14 protein-coding genes are annotated in these 23,731 nt (G+C 64.8%); 2 read left to right on the top strand and 12 right to left on the bottom strand.

Annotated features, from left to right (window positions below; genetic code table 11):
* Positions 1-22: 22 nt before the first annotated feature.
* The 6 genes from PZE19_RS17125 to uvrA all read right to left on the bottom strand — a co-directional run bounded on the left by PZE19_RS17125 (position 23) and on the right by uvrA (position 12,120).
* Positions 23-1,453, bottom strand: a complete 1,431-nt coding sequence (locus tag PZE19_RS17125) for a hypothetical protein (protein WP_277861843.1) — start codon at positions 1,451-1,453, stop codon at positions 23-25.
* A 792-nt stretch (positions 1,454-2,245) separates the two neighbouring features.
* Positions 2,246-2,605 (bottom strand): hypothetical protein, encoded by a 360-nt coding sequence (locus tag PZE19_RS17130; RefSeq protein ID WP_277861844.1) that lies wholly within the window; start codon positions 2,603-2,605, stop codon positions 2,246-2,248.
* Between the two features lie 65 nt (positions 2,606-2,670).
* Positions 2,671-2,883, bottom strand: a complete 213-nt coding sequence (locus PZE19_RS17135; RefSeq protein ID WP_277861845.1) for a hypothetical protein — start codon at positions 2,881-2,883, stop codon at positions 2,671-2,673.
* 186 nt (positions 2,884-3,069) lie between these two features.
* Positions 3,070-3,969, bottom strand: coding sequence for a hypothetical protein (locus PZE19_RS17140; protein WP_277861846.1), 900 nt, complete (start codon positions 3,967-3,969; stop codon positions 3,070-3,072).
* A 53-nt stretch (positions 3,970-4,022) separates the two neighbouring features.
* Positions 4,023-4,460: a hypothetical protein gene (locus tag PZE19_RS17145; protein WP_277861847.1), complete on the bottom strand. Its 438-nt coding sequence runs from the start codon at positions 4,458-4,460 to the stop codon at positions 4,023-4,025.
* 1,105 nt (positions 4,461-5,565) lie between these two features.
* A complete protein-coding gene (gene uvrA / locus PZE19_RS17150) occupies positions 5,566-12,120 on the bottom strand; it encodes an excinuclease ABC subunit UvrA (RefSeq protein ID WP_277861848.1) in 6,555 nt (2,184 codons plus the stop codon).
* Between the two features lie 386 nt (positions 12,121-12,506).
* On the opposite strand from uvrA, the gene PZE19_RS17155 reads away from it, so the two are divergent.
* Positions 12,507-13,817 carry a sulfatase family protein gene (locus PZE19_RS17155; protein WP_277861849.1) on the top strand — a complete coding sequence of 437 codons (1,311 nt, stop codon included), beginning with the start codon at positions 12,507-12,509 and terminating at the stop codon, positions 13,815-13,817.
* Positions 13,818-13,882: 65 nt separating this feature from the next.
* On the opposite strand, the gene PZE19_RS17160 is transcribed toward PZE19_RS17155, so the two are convergent.
* Positions 13,883-14,692 carry a hypothetical protein gene (locus tag PZE19_RS17160; protein WP_277861850.1) on the bottom strand — a complete coding sequence of 270 codons (810 nt, stop codon included), beginning with the start codon at positions 14,690-14,692 and terminating at the stop codon, positions 13,883-13,885.
* Between the two features lie 304 nt (positions 14,693-14,996).
* On the opposite strand from PZE19_RS17160, the gene PZE19_RS17165 reads away from it, so the two are divergent.
* The gene (locus tag PZE19_RS17165; protein ID WP_277861851.1) at positions 14,997-15,392 is read left to right on the top strand and encodes a response regulator; all 396 of its coding nucleotides are present in this window, start codon (positions 14,997-14,999) and stop codon (positions 15,390-15,392) included.
* Positions 15,393-15,530: 138 nt separating this feature from the next.
* On the opposite strand, the gene trhA is transcribed toward PZE19_RS17165, so the two are convergent.
* The 5 genes from trhA to PZE19_RS17190 form a co-directional block, all read right to left on the bottom strand.
* Positions 15,531-16,277 carry a PAQR family membrane homeostasis protein TrhA gene (gene trhA / locus PZE19_RS17170; protein WP_277861852.1) on the bottom strand — a complete coding sequence of 249 codons (747 nt, stop codon included), beginning with the start codon at positions 16,275-16,277 and terminating at the stop codon, positions 15,531-15,533.
* 94 nt (positions 16,278-16,371) lie between these two features.
* Positions 16,372-17,913 (bottom strand): FAD-dependent oxidoreductase, encoded by a 1,542-nt coding sequence (locus PZE19_RS17175; protein ID WP_277861853.1) that lies wholly within the window; start codon positions 17,911-17,913, stop codon positions 16,372-16,374.
* A 413-nt stretch (positions 17,914-18,326) separates the two neighbouring features.
* Positions 18,327-19,364 carry a DUF1559 domain-containing protein gene (locus PZE19_RS17180; protein ID WP_277861854.1) on the bottom strand — a complete coding sequence of 346 codons (1,038 nt, stop codon included), beginning with the start codon at positions 19,362-19,364 and terminating at the stop codon, positions 18,327-18,329.
* A gap of 107 nt (positions 19,365-19,471) precedes the next feature.
* Positions 19,472-19,657, bottom strand: coding sequence for a hypothetical protein (locus PZE19_RS17185; RefSeq protein WP_277861855.1), 186 nt, complete (start codon positions 19,655-19,657; stop codon positions 19,472-19,474).
* A gap of 646 nt (positions 19,658-20,303) precedes the next feature.
* Entirely contained in the window at positions 20,304-23,360 is a 3,057-nt protein-coding gene (locus PZE19_RS17190; RefSeq protein ID WP_277861856.1) for a GH116 family glycosyl-hydrolase, read from the bottom strand.
* Positions 23,361-23,731: the final 371 nt, after the last annotated feature.

Raw genomic sequence — 23,731 nt, forward strand, 5'->3', positions numbered from 1 at the left:
GAATAGAATCTATTGATTACTTTTAGAACACGCGGTCCGCCCTGGCGCGGCGGAGGGGGGCGGCGGCGGGCAACGTCCCTTCCGGGAGGGCGACGCTCAAGCCACCTCGCAGCGCGTCGATCAGGTCCTCCCAGGGGTGCTGCGGGTCGGCCGGATAGTCCATCCATTGGCCCGAGCGCCGCGCTCGAGCGTAGCCGAGGAACGCGGCCGTCAACCTCGTGCACCTCGGGTGAAGCTTCAGCCTCGCCGAACCGTCGGCGGAGCGAACCAGGCTCTCGATCACGCTGAGCCCCTCCAGCACGCATCCCGGATATTTCGGCCACGTCTGCAGGCCCGACTCGCCCACCAGCCCGCACCGTTGATATTCCGAGACGACCGTCGGTCCGACCGGATTCCGCGCCCCGCCTGCCGAGTCGGTGGAGACATAGCGGGCCGCCGACCCACACAAGCGGTCGAGCATCGCCCGGATCTCTAGGGCGCACGCGTCGGCCGACCTCCCCTCAGACAGGAAATCTGCGAAGACGTGGACGCGGGTCGGTTCCGACGTCGCCGCCCATTCGCACCCCCGAACGACCTGAAAGAGAACGGCGCCTGTGAAGACTCCCGAATCGATCGCAACGTGCACCGGCATCGACGGGTCGAACTCCGCCGATTCGGTGACGTTCTCCTCGGCGTCGAACTCCTTGAACCAGACCCCGTCGGTCTTGGGGCCTCGGCAGAGATAATCGCTGGCGAAAACTCGCGGCGAGACGCCTTTGACCTTCTGGATCAGGGCGTCGATCCCGTAGTGGCCCTCGCTCCGCTTGGCTTTGGGACGCCCTTTCGGGTCGTCGTCGCGGCCCTCGTGACACCACGGCATGAGCGGACATTGCGGGCACTTCTCAAGCCGGCGTCCGCTCCGCTCGGTCGGACATCGTTCTAGGACCTCGAATATGCAATAGGTGCTGATCGGGAAGGCGCCGGCTTTCGCCTGATCGATGAGGCCCGCCATGGGGCCGGAGGGTCGATGCCAGGTGGAGGTCATGAGGACGCTCGCCTTGACACCCCGAAGGTCCATCGCCATCCCGATCGCGGCCTCGCGGATTTCGGGGTCGATCTCGTCGACCTCGTCCAGTTTCAGGCTGGCGACGTGCGGGCCTCGGACGCTCGTAGGACTGGCGGCGAGGATCGAAACCCGCGAGCCATTCGTGTAGACCCCCTCGGTCTTCAGGAGTCGTCGCACCGAGCCCCGGTCGCCGCCGAAGATCCCGGCCCCTTCGAAGACGATCGCCTGCAACGCCCGGTAGATCTGCTCGGACTGTGCACGCGACCCACCAAGGACGTGGGATTCGTGTCGGGGGTGGAACCGGCTGGCCAGGTGCGTATCCAGAGCCGAGAGGTACGACTTGCCGCTGCCGCGCGGCCCGTGCCAAAGTGCGAGCGAGGGGCGGTCAAGCACCTGGGCCGCGAACATGTCGAATGGCGACGTGTGCCCCGGGCATACGGCTTTCGACGAGATCTGGACGCCGGCGAAACCTCGGACCCAGTCTCGCAGTTCGGATCTGGTCGCGGGCCGACGATCACGCACGGACCTGATCAGATGATTGATCCTTGATAGGTCCACGGACGGCCTCCAACACCCTGCGGGCGGTCTCGTCGTCGATAGGCGGTTCGACGGCCTCTGCAGCTTCTGGGACCGGGCCGGCCCGGCGGAACAGCAGGTTTGATGATCGGAGATCCCCCCCTAGTGCTGCGGCGATCAGGGCGTCTGCGACGCGATCGGCCCAACTCTGGGCTGGGTCGTCGCTCGAACGAGCCAGGCGTTCGCGGAGCCGGGCGTCCAGATCAAGCGATCGGCCGGCATCCTCGGCGCTCTTCTGCCGGGTACCGACCGGCTCCGTCGGGAGTCCGTCACCCATGATGAAACCATTTCGCGAGAAGATGACAACAATGAAATATAATTGACATTTTATCGACGTACGGGTCTCACGGCCTCCTGCTGAACCGAGCGAGGATCACCTCCCGATCCATCGGCGGTTCGGCGCCGTTTCGGCCATCTACGTCTCGCCTCGGCGCGATCGGACGCGAACGACCTGAACACGGCTCCGATTTCGGCGACCCTCGTCGCGTGGATGAGGAAGACGGCCGCGATGTCGCATTCACGAGCGAAAGTACGGCGGCCGCCGCCAGGCAGGTCGTCGCGATCAGCGATGACAGGCGCCCCCGACGGCCTGCGATCCAACCGCAATACGATTTGAAGACATTCTTAATCGTCATCACGATGATCTCGAAGGTGACCGATATCCGGCGCCGCCGGGAGCGCGGAGACGGTCAGTCGGGCCTCTTTGATCCATGTGAGCACGGCGTCCAGCGCCTCGTTCGCCCGATTGGCCTGGGCCCGGAACCGAAGCCTGGCGAGCTCGTGCTCCCGCTGTCGCTGACGGTCCTGCCAGAAGTCCTTCGTGAATGCTGAGATTGCGGCGATGAGGCCGGCTCCCCCGAGTAGGAATGAGCCGGCCCCGACTGCTGGATCCGTCGAGACGGTCTCCGCGACCAGGGCCGTTGTCGTTGCCAAGAGCCCTCCCGCATAGGCCAGATTTTGCGAGAAGCCGGGATAGTAGCTCATGGCGCGTAATCAACCTCACGTAACGACATCGGAGCGGCATGTTCCGCGGCCTGCGGGAGACTCCTTCAAAGTCGTCCGGGCTTTGCCATCGCGGCCGCATGAACCCCGAGGGCGCTGGCTCCGCTGAACAACACCAGAAGCCCCTGGCAGATCGTTTCCAGCCCTTGGTCGTAATTCTTCGCCAGGAGCATCCCGATGCCGGAGGCGACGGCCGCGGCCACGGCGGCGTAAGTCTTGTAGTTCCGCGCGATGATGAGAACGACCTGGATCGCAGTCATGATTCGTCGCCCTTTCGTGCCGGTCAGAAGGAGGTGATCAAATCCCATAGGCATTCGGATGCAACTAGCAGGATGGCTCCGGCAGCCAGGACCGCCAGTAGGATCCGGTCTTCGGCGTCGAGAGACGTCTTGGTCGGCGTGGGTTGCGGGAGCGTACGTCGGATTCCGGGCCCGAGGTCGTCGAGATCAGGCGGCCTGATGGTAGCTCCAGTGCTCCGGGAGCGAACGAGCCGCGAACTCCGGCGCCCTACAGAGCGTCCACGAATCCCCCTGGGCGAGAATCCCCTCGATCGCCGCCCGGTCGGCCCAGAAGCTGTAACTCGGCTGTTCGAGCGCGAGTGGGCCGGTCGGCTGATCGGGTCCCCAACTCTGCAGGATGCAGGCGCCCGGCCGGTCGAACCGCAACCCGCCGATCAACATACAGTGCCCCCACGTCCCCTTCGGGTCGCAGAAGCCCATGGAGTCGCGGCTGAGCGTAAATCCCAGACTTGAGCAGATGGTGACCGGGTATCCATTCTTCAAGGCCGCGATCAGGTCAGCCCACGTTGCGACCCGGGCCGACGACCCGAGCCGCATCCCGACGGCCTTCGACTTGATTTCGGCGGGGACTCCGTAACAACCCCACGACCTCGCACGATTGCCGGAGTAAGTGCCGTCGGAGCCGAGCATTTCTCGGCTCAAGACGCCGATGGTCGACATCGCCGAGACCGCCGCGGAGCCGTAGGAACCGTCGCGACGCCCGAGAATGCCGGCCACCTCGCGGGAGATCGCGTAGATGAACTCGGTCGACGACTCGCGAAAGCCCGAAGCTTCTCCGAGCGCGATCTCGACGCACTGGAGCATGTCCAGCCCGTGGCCGTGACCAAATCCCACGCAATCGCCGATCTGCTGCGCGGGGTAGTTGGGATAGGCGCCGAGGACGTCCCGCAATGCCTTGTACAGCAGGATGGGCTTGCCATCGGCCTCGTCCCCGACTAACCACGGAGCGGCCCCAGAGAGCGTCGGCCTCCGGCTGGCGAAGCTCTGTTGGACCCCGTCGGAGCCGAGCCAGCCTTCGATCTTGTGAAGATGTATAGGGTCGATCATGCGATGCCTCGCCATGAAGGGTGTGCCGTGGAGCCAGTCTTGCGATCAGCCCCTCATTTCGCCGCGATCATCCCGGCCGCGAATGCTCGCCAGTGTGAGGCGAGCTGCGTCTTTGCGGCCTTGGAGACGTCGGATTCGGGCGTGCCCTCGGGGACGACCACGGCGAAGGCGGGGCCCACGACCCGGTCGAACAGCGTCGTCCGTCCCGAGCGCCATGCCTCGCCGACCACTCCGAGCGCGTCGGCGACGCTCCGTCCGGCTTCGAGGGCGTCTGCGCCCTTACGCCAGGCGTCGGCGTATACGGCGGCGAGGGCCTTGGGGTAGGACTTTCCGGCAGCCGCGGTGTTCGCGACCGCATCGGTTTCGCCGGGGCTCATCCTGTAAGTCGTCCAGGCGACGCCCGCTGAAGCGGCGGCCGCGGCCACCACGATCGTCGGCCCCCAACCTCCCAGAAGGCGGGACGTCGCGGAGACGGCGGCTTGGAGCGTCATGCGGATTCCCGAGCGCGGCATGGCGAATCACCCCCGATTGCAGTTGCAGGTGTCAGGACGTTTGCAAGACGGCCTCGCCCGCTCCTCGCACGCCTGGTTCGGGCTCGGGAGACGAAGAGGGATTTTCAGAGCTGAGGTCGGGCCGAGCGGCGTCGCCGCTCCCGCCTCGTCTCCCGGCCCGCAGGGGGCAGGGTGACAACAAAGACTCGTCGAGCGGGTTCGACCGAGGTTCGGCGGTGCGTGGACGCTCGTGGCTCCGGCTTGGGATCGGTCGCCGGGTCGCGCTTCAGGGCGGGGTGATCGTCCATCCCCGACGCCGAGCAGACCATGCAGCAGATTAGCGACCCGGGTTGGATCGGCCCGCGATGCGGGCATTCCGAGGCGGGCGTGAACGGGCCGATTGGAAACGCGGGCACCAACTGCAGCCACAACGGCGTCCGAGGGGCGGCCGGCCGCAGCGAACTAATTCCTTCCTCATTCGGGTCGAGTTCCCTGATAGGTAGGATTGGTCCACCGTCGATATCCTGAATGCGGGATGAGTCTAAGTCCCCTGCGCGAGCCTGGGATAGTGCCCTCCGCACGAGCTGCACGCTCACGCCGGCCGCTTCGGCGATCGCCGATGTCGACTTACCTTTTTCGTAAAGTCGCAACCATTCCTGATTGCGAGCCTCGCGAGCCTCACCGTAGGCCCGCTTCCATCTCGTCGCCTTGGCCATGACGTCGCTCCCAGCCCGCCCGGCCCTCCGTCGACGTCTAACTCAGTTGTGCTATACAAAACGAGTCAAGGAAATGCAACTCGTGCCGCGAAGTTCGCGGGGTTCCCTAAGTGTTTTGTTGGAAAGGATTAAGGTAGCAGAGAAAATTTGCCGCAGGAGAAACTTGTGAAGGCTTGGAGGGACATCGCCCACAGTATGAATCGGAGACGAAGGCCTGCTGCCTGTTGGAACGGGCCTTGCGTCGGTGACGATCTTGATCTGCATGTGCCCGCCCGGCCCTCGATCGACGTCGTCGTTCTCGAAACGCTTCTAGAACGGAATACCTCGATGGGTCCGATGAATCACCCGACAGGCTGGATTATGGGTTTCAGCCGCGCGGAACGCCGGGATCAGATGTCGGCGGCCGTCTTGAGTCGAGAGCGACCCCGTTGCTTGGTCAAGGCGGAGATCGCCATCGCGAGGAAATCGTCGAAGGCTTGAGTCTGGAAGTCGGCCAAGGCGTGGCCGGTGATCGCGACTTCCTGGTAGCCCGCCCTGGAGGCGACTTTGAGACGTGGAGCGTCGGAGAGCACAGGAGTAGGGGCGTCGTGAAAAGGAGCGAGGCCAAGCTTGGCTGCCAGTTCTTTCTCGCGGAAGGTATTGCGGGGGATGCGGAAACGCAGCGTAACGATCCACTCGCTCCCGGTCGTAGCCTGGAAGAATGTGACGTCCGACTTTGCATCGGGTTCGACGAAGTCGATGCGGACGATGCCACGTTGATTCCAATCGATCGGGCGAAGGCCCCTGGACCCCTTTTCGGGGACGGGGCCGAGTTCCTCGATTCGATCGACGACTTGCGCCAGGATCCGTCCATCCCAGCGAACCGGGCGGCCGTTGCGTGAAGTTCGCTCCTCGAGATGCCACTTCCGACCGTCGCGTTCCCAGGGCGCGAGGGACGCCGTGGAACTCACGTCGGACTTCGTCCGGCCATTCGACTCGGACGGCGATGCTCGCCCGGGAGTTGGAGCGTCGAGCGACCTCTCGGCCTCAGCCTTGGCGGCCAGGCGAGCCGCCTTCGCGTCCTCGGCCGCTTTCTTGGCCGCGGCCTTGGGATCATAGCGGGGACGTTCCGCCACAGGGCCGGCGGCGATGAGCGGGGCGAGGAACTTCGATGTGTATCCTCGGCCACAAGCGGCGACGACTTCGGGCGGGCCTTCGACGACGATCTCTCCGCCCCCCCGACCGGCCTCGGGGCCCAGGTCGATGATCCAGTCGGCTGTTTTGATGACATCCAGGTTGTGTTCGATGATGACGACGGAGTTTCCCAGGTCGGCCAGCCGATGGACCACGTCGAGCAACTTGCTGACGTCGTCCACGTGGAGGCCGGTCGTCGGTTCGTCGAGGATGTAAAGGGTCCGTCCGGTATCGGGACGGGCCAGTTCCGTCGCCAGCTTCACGCGTTGAGCTTCGCCGCCTGAAAGCGTGGGCGCGGACTGGCCGAGCGGCAGATAACCCAGGCCGACGTCGTGGAGCGTCTGGAGTATCCGCTTGATCCGCGGCACCATGTCGAAAAGTTCGAGAGCATGGTCGACGGACATATCGAGGACGTCGGAGATCGTCTTGCCGCGAAACGTCAAGGCGAGGACCTCGGGCGTGAAACGACGGCCCATGCAGGCGTCGCACGTCACCCAGACGTCGGGCAGGAAGTGCATCTCGATCCGTTTCTGCCCCGCTCCCTCGCAGGCTTCGCAACGGCCTCCCGGCATGTTGAAGCTGAAGCGGCGAGCCGTGTATCCGCGGACCTTGGACTCGGGGAGTTTGGCGAACAACTCGCGGATGAGATCGAATGCGCCCGTATACGTGGCGGCGGTGGAATTCGGCGTGACTCCCAGCGGCGACTGGTCCACGCGGATGACCTTGTCGATCTGTTCCAGGCCCACGATGGCCTCAACGGCGCCGGGCGTGACTTGCGCCCGGTGGAGCGTCCGCGCGGCCGTCTTCCACAAGACGTCCTCCACCAAGGTGCTCTTGCCCGAACCCGACACGCCCGTCACCACCGTCAAGACGCCCAAGGGGATGCGGACGTCGAGATCCTTCAGATTGTTGTGACGAGCGCCTTTGATCGCGAGGTTGGGGGCGTTTGCATCGAGGTCGACACGCCGGCGGTTGGAGGGGATGGGGATCGATCTCACGCCGCTCATGTAAGAACCCGTCAAGGACCTCGGGTTCGACGCCACCTTCCTGGGCGAGCCGCTGGCGGTGACTTCTCCGCCGAATCGGCCGGAGCCGGGGCCGAAATCGATGAGGGCGTCCGCGTTCTCGATGATCTCCCGATCGTGCTCGACGAGGACGACCGTGTTCCCAAGGTCGCGAAGCCGTCGCAACGCCCCCAGAAGTCGGCCGTTGTCGCGGGGGTGAAGCCCGATCGTCGGCTCGTCGAGGACGTAGAGCACACCTGTCAGGCCGCTGCCGATTTGACTCGCGAGCCGAATCCGTTGGCTCTCTCCGCCGGATAGCGTGGGCGTGCTGCGGGCCAGCGAAAGGTAATCGAGGCCGACTTCGACCAGGAAGGACAGTCGGTCGCGGACCTCGCGGACCAGATCGCCGGCGATGTGCCGCTGCTCGACGCTCAAGTTGAGCCCGTCGAAGAAAGCCAAGGCTTGGGACAAAGCCATGCGACTGATCTGATCGAGCGTCAAACCCTCGAAACGGACGGCGGCCGCATCATCCCGGAGCCTGGCGCCCATGCATGCCGCGCACGGCACGTCGTCGACGAGCCCTTGCAGTTTCCAGCGATATTGGAAAGAGACCCGACCCGCCTCCTCGATCGCGGGGAACAGCCCTTTGTACTGGAAGGCGTAACCGTGGCCGTCCGAGGAGGCTGGAAGCTCGTACGAGGCGTCGATGCGTCCGTGGAGGAGCGTACGGCGATGGCGGGCTTCCAGGTCGTCGAAGGGAGAATCAAGGTTAATGCCCTCGGCCTTGGCCAAAGCTTCGATCATGCGACCGAACGCCCGGTTCTCCTCGATCTTGGGCCAGACGGCGATGGCGCCTTCTCGGAGCGAAAGCGTCGGATCTGGGATGATCACAGCCGGATTGGCACCTTGCTGGACCCCGAGCCCTTCGCATACTGGACACCATCCCAATGGGCTGTTGAAGGAGAAATGGTGGGGTGACAGTTCCTCAAAGCTGCGCCCGCAGCGATCGCATGATCGATGCTGGCTGTAGCGTTCGACGGGCCACCTCGCCTCGTCGACCTCGTCGCCCACACGAGCGATCAGGATCACTCCTTTACCAAGGTCGAGCGCCGACTCGACCGCGTCGGCCAACCGCGATCTCGTCGATCGCCGGACGATCGCGCGATCGACGACGACTTCGACCTGATGCTTGCGACGGCGGCTTAATTTCGGGGGAGAATCGAGCTCGATGGTTCGGCCGTCGACTCGGGCGCGGGCGAACCCCGACGCTTTCAGGGACGACCATAGATCCTCATAAGTGTCGTTGTCGCGGCGATCGATCGGGGCCATGACATGGACGCGAGATCCCTCAGGGAGCTGAAGGATCTTCTCGACGATCTCGTCGGCCGTCTGCGAGCCGATCGGTATCCCGCATGAGGGGCAATAGGCCTGTCCTAGTCGGGCGACGAGAATCCGCAAGTAATCGTGGATCTCGGTAACGGTGCCCACCGTGGAGCGAGGACTCTTGCTCGTCGTCTTCTGCTCGATGCTGACGGCCGGCGAAAGGCCCGTGATTTTTTCAACGCGAGGCTTCGGGAGGGGGGCGAGGAACTGGCGAGCGTAACTCGAGAGACTTTCGACGTAGCGTCTCTGACCCTCTGCGTAGAGCGTGTCGATGGCCATCGAGCTCTTACCGGAACCGCTGGGGCCGCTGCAGACGGTCATCATATTTCGGGGGATGTCGATGTCGATCCCCTTCAAGTTGTGCTGACGGGCTCCGCGGACGGAGATGAGATCGAATCCCGCCTCGGATGATTTGGATCTGCCATCCTTGCGATTCTTGACGGCGATACGCCGACCATTCGTCACGCGACGTTTTGAGGCGGGTTTCAATACCCGATCCAGGGCGATGCCCGTATAGCTCTCAGCCACCTGGGCGACGGCTTCAGGGGGACCTTGCGCGATGACGCGGCCGCCGCCGGCCCCCCCCTCGGGCCCGAGGTCGATGAGCCAGTCCGCCGTCTTGACGACATCCAGATTGTGCTCGACGACGACGACGGTGTTGCCCCGCTTCGTGAAACCATGAAGCACGTCGAGGAGCTTGCGGACGTCCTCGAAATGGAGCCCGGTCGTCGGCTCGTCAAGGATGTAAAGCGTCTTTCCCGTCCCTTTTCGAACGAGTTCGCGGGCGAGCTTGATACGCTGAGCTTCTCCGCCCGAAAGGGTCGGAGAAGGTTGTCCGAGCTTCAAGTAGTCGAGGCCGACGTCGTGCAGGGTCTGCAGCATCGCGGAGATCTTGGGGACGTTCGAAAAATGCTCTAACGCCTCCTGGACGTCCATATTCAAGACATCGCTTATGCTTTTGCCCTTGAACCGGACGTGTAAGGTCTCGCGGGTGAATCTGCGGCCCTCGCAGACGGGACAGACGACCCAGACGTCGGCGAGAAAATCCATTTCGAGTTTGTTGGAGCCGTTGCCCTCGCAAGCCTCGCATCGCCCGCCGGAGACGTTGAAGCTGAACCTGCCGGGTTGATAACCCCTGGCCCGGGAGTCGGGCAACTTCGTATATAGGTCGCGAATGAGATCCCATAATTTGATGTAAGTCGCCGCATTCGACCGCGGAGTACGACCGATCGGTGACTGATCGATGTCGATGATCTTGTCGAGTTGGTCCAGGCCGTCGATGCGGTCGTGATCGCCGGGAGCCGTCTGGCCGCCGTTGAGGTCGCGAACCAAGGCCTGGCGCAAAATGTCGGATACGAGCGAACTCTTCCCCGAGCCCGACACGCCCGTGACGCAGATGAAAAGCCCCAGGGGAAATGCGACGTCGATCCCCTGCAGGTTGTTCTGCCTGGCTCCTCGTACGACCAGTTCTCGGCCGTCTGGTTTTTTTCGCTCCTTGGGGATTTCGATCTTCGTACGGCCCGCCAGGTACGCACCCGTCAAACTATCCTTGGACTTCTTCAAGGCCTCGAGGTCGCCTTGAGCGACGACCTCGCCCCCCTTGACTCCCGGACCGGGGCCGAAATCCACGAGCCAGTCCGCCGCGCGCATCGTGTCTTCATCATGTTCGACGACGATGACCGTGTTGCCGACGTCGCGGAGTTGCTGGAGGGCCGAGATGAGACGGTCGTTGTCCCGGGCGTGCAGCCCGATGGATGGCTCGTCGAGAATATACAGTACGCCCACGAGCCCCGCGCCGACCTGGCTCGCCAAACGGATCCGTTGGGCCTCGCCGCCCGAGAGTGTCGGGGCTGAGCGGTCGAGCGCCAAATAATGCAGGCCCACGTCGATCAAGAAACCAAGGCGGCCTCGAATCTCTTTCAGCAATTCCTCGGCGATCGTGCGCGAAACGGGATCCAACGGCGTCGGTGCAGGGTCCTCGCCATTCGAAGATTCGGGCGAGGCTTCGACGAGCGCGTCGAAGAACTTCTTGACGCGGCCGATGGGCCTCGCGGAGAGGTCGACCAGCGTCTCTCCTCCCACGCGAACCGCTCGCGCACGGGCGTTAAGTCGGGTGCCGTTGCAATCGGGGCAGTTCATGGTCCGCATAAACGGTTCGAGCATGGCGCGGGTAGGGGCGCCGCCGGAGTTCCTGTAACGATCCAGCAGGTCGACGGCGACGCCCTGCCACTTCTCGGGGTGCGTCCATACCTTGCCCTTGGTCTTCCAATGGCACACGATCGTCCGGTCGCCAGCTCCGTAAAGCCAGACTTGACGAGATTTTTCGTCGAGACCGGCCCAAGGACCTCGAAGCATCTTCCCGACGCCCGGACCATCGGGGTCGGACTCGAAATTCCTGGCTACGGCCTCGAAGATATGCTTGCGCCATTTGCCGATCCCCTTGACCGGGCCGAGCGGGGCGATCGCGCCTTCCCAGACGGAGAGCGATGGGTCGGGGATGAGGAGGTCTGGGTCGAAGTCGTGCCGGACGCCTAACCCGTCGCAGGCTCGGCACATCCCTTGGGGGCTGTTGAAGCTGAAGAGTTGAGGGCTGGGCGGATCGAAGCCGACCCCACAGTGGGTGCAGGCGAAGTGGGCCGAAAGGACCAGGTCGGGCTCCCCTTCGATGGCGACCACAAGGGTGCCGTCACCGAGGCGGAGGGCCTGCTCGACGGCCTCGGCCAACCGCCCTCTGGCGTTCTCCGCCGTCGTTGCCTTGAGACGGTCCACGACGACTTCAATGTCATGCTTGATCTGGCGGTCGAGCCGCAGGTCGTCGGAGAGATTGTGGACCTGCCCATCGACTCGAGCACGGACATACCCAGCTTTGGCGAGGTCGATGAACAGGTCCTTGTACTCACCCTTCTGTCCGCGGGCGACAGGGGCGAGAACGCTGAACGGGGTGCCGGTGGGGAGGTCGAGGATCCGGGTGACGATTTGCTCACGAGTCTGTGCGGCGACAGGCCGATCACAAAGCGGGCAATGTCCCTGGCCCACGCGCGCGAAAAGCACCCGGAGGTAATCATTGATCTCGGTGATGGTGCCGACCGTCGACCTCGGGTTTCGACCGCCCGTCTTCTGCTGAATCGAGATCGACGGCGAGAGCCCGTCGATCCGATCGACGTCGGGCTTGGGCATCTGCCCCAAGAACTGTCGGGCGTAGCTAGATAGGCTCTCGACGTAACGTCTTTGCCCTTCAGCATAAAGGGTGTCAAATGCCAGCGAGCTCTTGCCCGAACCCGATACTCCGGTAAGGCAGATCAGCCGCCCTCGAGGCAGCGTCAGCGACACATCCCGGAGGTTATGCTCCCGGGCACCCCGGATCACCACGTCCGATGCCGCCATCCTTGGAAAACCTCCCTGCTGCCTGCCGGAATTCTCCACCCCACTAAGGAGGATTAGTATACACGCGTCCGTGTTGGGCTGTCCAGCGGGCGGTCGACTCTGCTGCCCTGCGCGTTGCGGTGACCTCCGAGGCTCACCTCCTCCGCGACGACACGGGGCCAGCCCTGTTCGCGGATTTCGAGCCGGATCTAAACGGCGTTAACCTCGGCGTCCCTTCTCGAAGTCGCTGGCCTGCGAGCGGACGTGGGCTTTGTGAGCACATTTCCCTGATCGAGAGAAGGAACGGAACCGCTCCAGTAGGCTAGCGGCGCGGTTGACCGGCGGATACGTTTTCGTGGTCCACCGATGGCGCGGCGTCCTGTACTACATTATGAGGGCCTTCGATCGTGACACGTGCATGCATCGTCTCGCTCGTCGCAATCGTGGCGTGGGCAGGTTCCGCCTTCGCAAGGGACCATGGGCCGAACGTAGTTTTGATCATAGCGGACGACCACGCCTGGACGGACTACTCGTTCATGGGGCACCCACAGGTCCAGACGCCACGTATCGACAGGCTGGCCGCCGAGGGGGCGACCTTCCGCGGGGGATACGTGCCGTCGAGCCTTTGCTCACCTAGCCTGGCCACGATTTTGACGGGCCTCTATGCTCATCAGCACATGTTGACCAGCAACGATCCGCCCGGGACGTCCGGTGGGCACGCCGAGACATCGAGCGGCCGGGCGCTGCGCGACGGTCGGCGGCGGATGGTCGGATTCCTGGAGGCCGCGCCGACGCTCCCGCGGCTGCTCGCGGTGCGCGGATACGCATCGTTCCAGGCGGGTAAGTGGTGGGGCGGGAATTTCCGCACGGGCGGCTTCACGGAAGGCATGACCCACGGCGACGCCGCGCGCGGAGGCCGTCACGGCGACGACGGCTTAGAGATTGGTCGCCGGACGATGCAGCCCGTGCTCGATTTCATCGACCGCTCGGTCGAGGGCGGCCGGCCGTTCTTCCTCTGGTACGCTCCCATGATGCCTCACCAGCCCCACGACCCGCCCGAGCGGCTGCTCGCGAAGTATCGGGATAGGACGCCGAGCCAGCATGTCGCGAAGTACTGGGCGATGATCGATTGGTTCGACGAGACTTGCGGTACCTTGCTCGACCATCTTGACGCCCGAGAAATCACGGACGACACGCTCGTGGTCTACCTCGCCGACAACGGCTGGGTCCAGGATCCGGAGGCCCCGCGATACGCGGCCCGATCGAAGCAGTCGCCATACGACGGAGGTCTGAGGACGCCCATCATCGTTCGGTGGCCCGGCAAGGTTCGGCCCAGGACGATCGATCGTCCGGTCAGTTCGATCGACGTGGCTCCAACGATCCTCGCCGCGGTCGGCATGGAACCGACTTCCGCGATGCGTGGCGTCGATTTGCTCGACTCAGCCGCCGTCACGAGTCGACCGGCCGTGTTCGGCGAGGTCTTCACGCACGACGCCGTCGACCTCGAACGCCCTGCGTCGAGCCTCCGCTTCCGCTGGGCCGTGTCCGGCGGGTGGAAGCTCATCCTGCCCGATCCTCGAAACTCCCCCGGCCTCGCCGCCGAGTTGTACGAATTGGCCGCCGATCCCTTCGAGACCCGGGACCTCGCCCGCCGCGAACCCGCGAAGGTCGATGAACTTCGGCGTCTCATCGAAGCTTGGTGGGATCCGAAGGCTTAACCCTTTACCCGTCGAACCGCGAGGGCGGACGTGTTTTCGAGGGCTCCCTCCGGAGGAGCTTTCTATCAGGTGCCTTTCCGCGGACGTAGTCGAAGCCCAAGGACGGTTGCCGCGGCGAAGATGAGCCAGGCCGATGGTTCCGGCACGGGAGCGGGCTGGACGGAGTCGGATATGGACTGGGAGAGGGGAAGGGTACGCATTTCCTGCGAGAGGACCTGCGCGGCCACCTTGGCGGGGGGGATGATGACCGCCTGGGGGGCGGCGGGGCTGAAGGTCTTCTTGATCGTTCCGGCGATCTGATCGTTCAACTTCTTGACGGCGTCGGCGCTCGACTCGTACCAACCTGCGAGCGTATCGCCGATCGACTTGCCTCCGGACGGGGCCGCGACGCCGGCTCGCCAGAACTGGGTCGATCCGGTTCCGTCGGCCAGGCCCGCGGAGGAGGCCGACTCGACGAGGAACGTCTGTCGTGGGCCGAGGACGGCCACCTGGTCGGCGGAGGCGAGCCGGGCATCCAACGTACGGAGGGCCAAGGCGTCCAGCCTGAGCGGACCCACCGCATCACGGCCGGTCCCCGCGGCGACGGTCGGCACCCCTTCGGGCAATTGCGATCGGCCGGCTAGACGGAACGCGACGTAGGTCGGCGTCGTGCCCGCGAGGAGTTCGCGACCGGCGCGGGGGATCGCGATCCGGCGGCCGTCCTGATCGAGGACGACCGCCGGTCCAGATTCGGCCGAGACCGTAAAGGGCCGGAGCGGAGCGGCCGTGGCGGATCGGTCCGAGAACCAGCCCAGTCCGATACCCAGCCCCAAGAGGCCCGTCGTCGCCGGGTTGGTAAGCCAGGCCGTGCGGCGGCCGCTGCATACGTTGGTCACGTAATCCGTCCTTCCTCCGCCCCCACGAAACGAGGGAGCAGGTCCATGGCGAGTCGGCGATGAGTCGAGGCGTCGCGCGGCGGGTCGAAGGGAGTGGAGACTTGGAGTGCCGACGTGTGCGATGCGTTCGCCGGACTTTTATCACGTTTTCCTCAAGTCGGGCAACCCGAAATCCGACGTCCGGCGCGAGCGGCCAGGATGAGTCACTTGAAGGCGGGAGAGCGGTCGCGAAGAATGGGCAGTTGGATGGGATGCAAGAGGCGAGACATGATTAAGGTTCATGAAGTGACGGAGGCTCCAGGCGATGGCGAAGACGGGTGGCGGACCTCGGAGGATTTTGGATGTAGGCCAGTGCGATTACGACCATCGGCGGATCGCCGGCTTCCTGGCGAAGCGATTTGACGCCCAGGTCGATCGCGCCCACGGCCTGGACGATGCACGCGGATTGCTTGAAAACGAGCGCTACGACCTTGTACTGGTCAATCGCCTGATGGATCGCGACCAGTCGCCGGGCGTGGACGTGATCAAGTCCTTGAAAAAGGACGCCGCCCCGGAACTTTCGGGCGTTCCCGTCATGCTCGTGAGCAATTTTCCCGACGCCCAGCATGCCGCCGTCGTCGCTGGCGCGGAGCCTGGCTTCGGAAAAGCTGACCTTGAGAAGGAGGGGACGATCGAACGCCTCTCCGCCCTGCTGGACTGACGAATTGCAAGAGCGTCCGCCGACACGAGGCTTGCCGCCGCGAGTCGCGGTCCCGACGAATCTTGTGGCGAGTGTGCTCGACCCGATCCCGAGACTCGACACGCTCTCCAGGAGGGATGACAGGTGGGGCCGGTCAGGTCAAGCGTCGATCGTGACCCTTTGGACCTTACGCAAAAGATGTGTCGTGGGATTTCGGGAGTGTTGAGGCGGTGCCGGGATGGCGACGCGGTAGAGGAAGGTCACATGTGCCGCGGTCCCGGCCAGGACGAACAGGTGGAAGACCTCATGAGGGCCGAATCCCGGTGTCAGGGTGGGGACATGAAGAAGGTTCAGGGCTGCGCCGACGCTGTAGAAGGCACCTCCGATGGGAAGAAGGCGGAGCGTGCGTCGGCTGTAATCGCGGCGGATGTCCATGTAGCACACGACCATCCCCCAGCCCAGGGATAGGTAGATGATCGTCGCCATCCACGTCGGGAACGATCGGCCTATCAGGACGGCGGCCGAGCAGGCGGCGGAGATGCCCCAAACCACCGCCGTTCCGATGCGCCGAGGACTCGGCCGCATGAGTGCCCAGGCTGCGGGCGTGAACGTGCCGGCGATGAGCAGGAAGATCCCGACGAGGTCCAGGCGACGCAGCAAATCCACCGTCGTCGTGTCCGCGTTCATGCCGTGATACAACGCGCTGGCCCCGTAGCAGGCCGCCATCCCGAACCCGAAAACGGCGATGGCGGCGACCTTCCCCTTTTTGAAGGCGATGGCCGAGGGGTCCGCCGCAACCTGTCGCAACGTCGCACGGAGGAGGATCCAGGTCGTCGGGAAGGCGGCGACCAGTCCTACTACGTGCGTCCACGTGCTGACAGGTTCCCGCAGGGCGAAGGGCGGCATGGGCACCTCTTCATGAAATGGATAGGCGCTTCCGCGTGGGATCGCGTCCCTCCGCTTTTCGGCCTGCGGGCGGGCCCGACTTGACTCGATTCGATCACTCGGCGCGCTTGAGGTCGGACGTGGAGGGACCGTCGACGACGTGGCCGATGCGGTCGAACCGCGAGCCGTGGCAGGGGCAGTCCCACGTCTTGTCGTCGTCGTTCCAGGCGACGATGCATCCCAGGTGGGGACAGACGGCCGACATCTCGTGCATCCCGCCTTGCTCATCGCGGTAGGCGGCGATTTTCGAGAGCCCGCGGCGAAGGACGGCACCGCCACCGGCAGGGATGGCGCCCGCATCGGGGGCGTCGCCGGGGGTCAGCCAGTCCGTATACTGGCGGGCGACGTTGACATTCTCCTTGAGGAAGTCCTTGATCGCACCCATGGGCTTCCGCGAAGGGTCGTACAGCTTCGCCCATGGGTTCTCGCGGCCCAGGATCAGGTCGGTGATCAAGAGGCCGGCGATCGTGCCGTGGGTCATCCCCATGCCCGAGTCCCCGGTGGCGATGTAGACGTTTCCATCGTCCAACGGGTTCTTGCCCAGGAAGGCCAGACCGTCGATCGTCTCCTGGACCTGTCCCATCCACCGAAATTCGATCTCTTGCATCATCGGGAATCTCTCCCGAGCCCAACTCTCGAGCTTTGCGTAGCGCGTCTCATGATCCTCGGCCTGGCCCGTCTTGTGGTCCTCGCCGCCGACGATCAGCAGGTCGTGATCGGCGTGTTCCGGATCCTCCGAAAGGTCCTGGATGCGAACGTAATGGTAAGGATCCATCGTGTCCCAGTAAAGCGCCTTGGGGATGATCCCACGCGGGACTAGGCCGGCGACGACGTAGGATAAATAAGGGGCCTGTTTCGTGTGGATCGCGTACATGTCATTGATCGGAGAGTTCGTCGCGACCACGACCGCGGCGGCGGTGACGATATGCCCTTCGGCGGTCTCGATTTTGGCAGGGGTGCCCCCCTCGATAGACTTGACGTGCGTGCCGTTGAAGATGAGTCCGCCCCGCTTCTCGATACCTCTCGCGAGGCCGTCGAGATATTTCAGCGGATGGAACTGACCCTGATCGGGAAAACGCAGGCAGGGCCCGGTATCGAACGGGGCCTGGGGCACGCCGGGGAGTCGCTCCACGCGCGAGAGGCCCGCGCGACGTGCAGCCTCCTCTTCCCGAGCGAGCAAGTCTCCGGGGTCGTTCGGCCCGAGGAGCAGGTAGCCGTCGAGGCGGGCGAACTCGCACTCGATCCCTTCGTCGCGGATGATTTCGGCGATCTTCTCGATGGCGGCCGAATGACTTTCCGCGGCCAGTCGCGAGCCCTCGACGCCGTGGATACGCTCGATCTCGGTGTAACGGTCGTCGATCGCGTTGGAAAGGTGCGCCGTGGTGCGTCGGGTCTCACCGCCTCCGATCGGGCCGTCGTCCAGGACCACGACCTTCTTACCCTCGAGCGCCAGCAAATACGCCGTCGACATCCCGGCTAGGCCCGCTCCTACGATGCAGACGTCCGCTTCCAGGTCTTCCGCGAGCGACCTCCGCTCGCCGATCGTCTCGTCCGCCGTCCAACTCGACTGGTTCCGACCCGCCTCGTCCCGCTTCATGACCTACCCTCCCCGCCCCGACCCGCACGAGTGTTGATCGTCACAACGCGGGGACGACGACTGGCGCGTCGTGGTCCGCCGTCGACTCCGCGGTTTCCCTCTCCTTGCATGCATCTCGCGGGCCGAATCGCAAAAGGGTGGTCGATCGCGAACGTGGGACGACCAGGTGGGCCGGCCGGGAAATCGCCGAGCCACTTCTCCAAGGGAGGATGTCGAACTGAGGATCGAACTCGCCGAGGTCTTGAAGCCAGGTGGCGCCTCGTCGCGCGGTTACGAGCTGAGGGGGCCGGTCAGACGGCCCTACCCGGCTTCGGCGACAGGGAGACCAAACTGATCCCTCGGCGCGCGTCGCGAGCCGGGGGGAGATCCCCCCGGCTCGCGACGATTCGACATCGGATTCTCCGATCCAGGAATCAGTAGCTGTCGGACGAAACGACCTCGCCGCCGTTGCCCGAGCCGAGCGCCATCCAGGACTGCTGGTTGACGGAGTCCTTGACGAATCGGACGGAGCCGTCAGCCATCAGCGTGTTGATGCCGCCGGAGTGGTTGCTGCTGTTGACGAAAAGGTGTCCGAAGTCGGAGCCGCAGTTGGAGCAAGACGAATCCCATCGGCAGTAGGAGAACGTGAACTGCCCGGAATTCGGCGTCAAGACAGTGTTCGTCAGGCTGAACCCGGGGGCGCCGAGGGCCCAGATCTCGCCGCGGTTCGGGTACGAGCCCGAGGGATTTCCTACGTAGGCCGTCTGGCAGCCCTGCGCCGCCTGCATCACCTGCGCGAGGTTCGCCCGGACGTCGTAGAGGTTCGTGCTGTTGCTCACGCCTCCCGCGAAGCCGCCGCGGAACTTGCTCGTGCGCCGATTGGGGTCGCCGACCAGCGACTCGACATGCGAGATGGTGTTGGAACTGCCGTCGGTGAGGTCGGCCAAGGTCGTGCCGGAGCCTTGGGTGTTGAACACGCCGGGACCGGTGGAACCCCAGGGCTCGGTCGTCGGGCCCATCGAGCCGTGGTAGCTGTTGATGTTGGGCTTGGCGGCGGCGCCGTCGGAGGGGCAGAGCAGGACGTTCAGCTTGGTCTGGGCGGCCGTGCTGTTGACGTCCGGCCCCCCGTTCATCGTCCAGACGGTCCAGTTGAAGTTGCAGGCGTTGTAGACGGCCGTCTGTTCCATGTAAGGCATGAGCATCGCCAGGTGACCGAATGTCCCCCAGTTGTAAGGGGCCTGGCCCACGACGCCGACCGCCTTGGAATTGCCGAGGGGGAACGAGCCGATCGCCGAGTGGTAGTTATGCATACCCAGGCCGATCTGCTTCAGGTTGTTGACGCACTGCGACCGCCGCGCGGCCTCGCGGGCCGATTGGACGGCCGGGAGGAGGAGCGCGATCAGGACCGCGATGATGGCGATCACGACCAGCAATTCGATCAGCGTGAATCCACGCTTCGAGGAAGGATGCATCAGACACCTCGGATGAGAAAGGAAAGAGTGCAGACAAGACTCCCAAACTCCCCGGACGCCGCCCCGGACCGAGCCCTGCGAGTGCGGGGCCGCGAGGGCGGGACGTCTCAAGGCTTGTGCTTGACGGCGGCCTTCTTCTGCATGGCCTCCATCGACCGACGGCGGGATTCCTCCGCCTCGTTCTTGATCTCGGGCGACGTCTGCACGCCGGCGTCGTCGCAGCCCGATACCGCCGCCGCAAGGGCGGCGAACGCCGCGCAGGCGCACGCGGACCCGAAAGTCCTTCGCGTCATCATAATTTAGCCTTTCGATTCGTCGTTGAATCAGGGGGGCCGACGAGGGCCGGAGCCCTCGATTCGGGATGGACTCGGGGCACCGTCGCGGGCCGAGCCGACAGGCTGACGTCATCCCCCGCGGGCCGGAGCCCGACGACCCGCCCGGAGCGGCGCGCGAGGACCCCGTGGGGATCGACGGACGTCGGGGACGAGACAGGTTTTCTTGGGGGGGGCGGGCCCAGCCAGCGAGGGCAGAGGTCCGCGTGAAGCACGACCGGGGAACCTCCGCGATGGAGAGAACCCCTGAATAGAGTAGTACCCTATGTCTTCAATCTACTCCGACGCCGACCGATGTCAATACGGCTCCCGGGTCCAAGATGACGATTGAACATCGAGGTGGGATGGCGGAGAGTCTCCGCTTCACTTCGAAGCGGCGTAGCTGATGAGTCCGATCCTCTCAATGCCTTGCAACACGTCGCCTTCCTTCAGCAAGTCGTCCCGGGACGTCCGACTGCGGACGAACGGAGGCGATCGAGTTCGTCCAGATCCTTCGAACTTGCTGGGTGAAAAAGGCGGGTGAATTCCACTCTGCAACCTCCGATCGGCCGGATCGGCGACGGTGTCCATGGATAGCTCGGCGCTCACGGACGACCGCATCAGGATCCTAGCGTCGTGTCGCGGCTCGATGTTCGATCCGCGTCGAGAGAGGTCGTCCCGGCTCAACGAGGACCTCGACGGGGAAATCCAGCTCGATCACCCCGGACCTCGCCGCGGGCCGGACGACGACGCCGTCGATCGGCACCCCGCCCAGACTGGCCACCGCGTGAACCTCCTGTCGACGTCCACCAAGGTTCAGGTCCAGAGATCGTAGCGCCAGACGTCCCCATCGTACGTCCAGGGTTGCGGAGAGCGCGTCATGGTCTCGTCGCTGCGAGAAGGTCCCCCAGCCTTCGGCGGCCGTGAAGGGGGCCCGGAAGTCATCGGCGCCGATCGCGGGTTTGAATGCGATCCGACCTTTCGGCCCGTGGTATTCGAAGCCGCAGGTTGCCAGAAACACCCCGTGGCTCGCCATCGACCGCGCGTAATGGTCGCCGCACTCCACTTCGTTCCAGGGGTTTCGCCGCGAGGCGTCATATCGATCGTGCAACGCCCGGGTGATCGCAAGCCCTTCTTGGACGAGTCCCTCCCAGATCATGTGGCCGGCGGCCTGATACTCGAAGCCGTTCATACATTCGTTGAAATAAATGGCCGACCATCCGCCTGACGGGTCGTCGATCGGCGGGCGGGGGGACTTCGGGAAAGTGACCATCAAGAGGCCGGCTTCGCCCGGCATGGCGTACCAACGGCCCGCCTTATACGCCTCGCGGTACGGTCCGACGTCGGGGGTGAAATTGTATTTCCAGAGCGAGCGGAGCGCCTGTCGCACTCGGCCTTCATCGAGCACGCGCCCGAGTCCGACCTGGAAGGCCCAATGCTGGCCGAAGACCTGGTCGATCTCACAGCCGTCGTAGGAGCCGACGGCCATGGCATGGGCCGGGTCGGCGCGTTGCACGAAATAGCCGAAATCGTCGTTCCAGAGCAGCTTTTCCAGGTTCGAGGCTCCTCGCGCCGCGATCTCGCGGCAGCGGTCCGCAAAGGCGACGTCGCCTCGCTCGCGGGCCATCGCCTCGCCCGCCTTGAGCGCCGCGAGGTACAGCGAAGACAGCCAGGGAACCTCGCCGAACCACGAGGCGTCGAGCGTGTTGTGCTGGCCGCCGTCGAGCACGCCGTCGCCGTCCGAGTCATGGCCGATGAGATACTCCAGCGATCGCTTGACCTTGGGCCAGAGCCTCTCCAGGAATTTGCCGTCGATCGAAGTCTGGTGCTCGCGGTAAGCGCGCAGGATGTTCCCCGCCTGTCCGTCGATCGCCGGCCCTACGGGTTCCTCGGCGCGGTGGCTGATGGCTCCGGTCTTCGGATCGAAGCCGATGCCGTCGGCGTAGTCGACGCGTTCGCGAAGGATCCGCTCCAGTTCGGGGAAGAGCCTTCCGACCGCCTGCGCATAATGCCAGACGTGCGTGCACGTCCCCGCGCAACACCCGACGCCTTCCCAACCGTAGAACCGGCCGTCGCGAAAGCGGTGGCACGTCGAGCTGGCGAGGACCGACGTGTTCGCGAACGTCCGATCGAGAAGCCAGAACGGCAGCGTCGAGTCGTACCAGACGTCGCGCCAGAGCCGCGTCTCGCGATCAAGCCGGTCCCAGTGCGTCGAGACGTGACGCGCGACGGCGTGGGCATCCTGGAACCTGGTCGCATAAAAACGCCCGAGGTCCTTCGGCAGCTTTGTGTCGGGGAGCGAAAGGTTCGGGAAGTGCCACGCGACGACGAATGCGGCCGACTGCTTCTCGCCCGGTCTCAGAATCATGTGGCGAACGATCGATCCGACAAGCTTCGATCCGAAGGGGGCGCGGGGCGGCAGGGCCGCGCCGAAGAGGCCGTCGGCCGGGCTGCCGGCCGGCGTCGCCGGCCGGCACTGGTCGCGATCCGTGGCCGCGAGCAAAGCCAGGCTCATCGTGCCGTAATCGCGCCGTTTCTCGACGGGCCCATAGCCGTTCCGAGCCTCGTCCTCCTGCACGATCTGGTCGGCGTCGATGTGTCCCCAGTCGCCGGAATGGGCGTCGACGATCTCGATCCGAGCGGACTTCCCGGCGAACCGGCGGACGTCGAACGAACGCCATGTCATCGCGTCCGTCCGCTCGCCCGTCGCCGACTGCACCACCCGTCCATCCACCTTCAAGTTGACGCACGTCTGCTCGCGGTGATTCCCGCCGCCGATCAGGAAATTGACGTACTTCCGCTCGATCGTGAAAGGCGGGGACGTCGCTCGGCCGGTCAGGGCGTCCGATCCGGTCCAGGTGTTGACCAGCCCTTTGCCCTCGTAGCCCTTGAGGAACTGCCCGGGCCCCTGCCCCGCGCTGGGCCTGTCGCCGAAGGCTTTCCCCTCAACGGTCCAGTCGCCGTAACCCGTCCCCTCGAAATCCGCGACGACGATCGGCGGTCGGTTCGATCCTGGTTTGGTTGACGCGGCCTCGGCGCGACAAACGAGACTCAGGAGACCTGGGTCGCGGACGACGGTGTTGACGAGTTCGCCCTCTCGGGCCTCGCCCGTCGCGTGACAGACCGCGTTCTGAAGCCATCCCCCCAGCTCGACCTCGAGCCGTTCCGCCGACGTGTTTTCGACCGTGAAATTCATCGTCGTCGCGGGCAGGCTGGAAGCGTCGACGTCGAGCGGGATGAACGGCGAGAAGGCTTCCAGCGTCACGCGCACCGGGACGCTGGGATCTTCGTAGATCACAGTGCCGATCGGATACTCCCCCCGGAATTGGACGTCGGCGAATCCCTTCCGGTCGAGGACGCGGACCTCTTCCGACTCCGCTCTCTTGATCCGCACGGCGAACCCTTGGTCCACGGGCGATGCCGGCTTAAGAGGGTTCGCGTAGTGCGCCTCGTTGGTCCGGATCGTCTCGTTGAAGACATCCCAATGCCAGAGTCGCCCGTCGCCGCCGAGGTAGAGTTGCCCCGCGCAGATCCCGCCGATCGGCATCCCGATCAGATCCAGGTCGACGCCGCGATAAACGGTCGGCCTTCCTCGCGCGAACAGCGCGCGGACCCATTCCGGGTCGAGCTTCTTATCTCCCGGAACGAGCCGTTCGAACTCCGTGCCGTCGAAAGGACCGGCCATCGCCCCTTTCGGTCGTGCCCCCGCCAGCACCGCCCCCGCGCCCAGGCCGACGACCTGGATGAACTGCCGACGACTCGACCCACAGCATCCCGAGCCCGGCCGACACTCCTCGCCCCGACCCGCAGCCTCGCTTGCCATCGTCCTCACCCCCGTCTCATCCGCACGCTCGGGACCGTCGCACTCCGCCGAGCTTATACCCGCCGGTCTCCAGCCGCCAGCGGGCTCCGAGGCGAGCGAAGCCTGGGGGTCAACGGGATCGGGCGCCGGCGGCGAGGGCATGGTGGCTTCGTCCATCCGCCCCGCCAGGAGAGACAAGGCCCGCGCCGAGATTCGGTAATCCGCCGTGAGGGCGGTCCAAGCCCCCCCTGTCG

This window comes from Paludisphaera mucosa, assembly GCF_029589435.1.
GTDB lineage: Bacteria > Planctomycetota > Planctomycetia > Isosphaerales > Isosphaeraceae > Paludisphaera > Paludisphaera mucosa.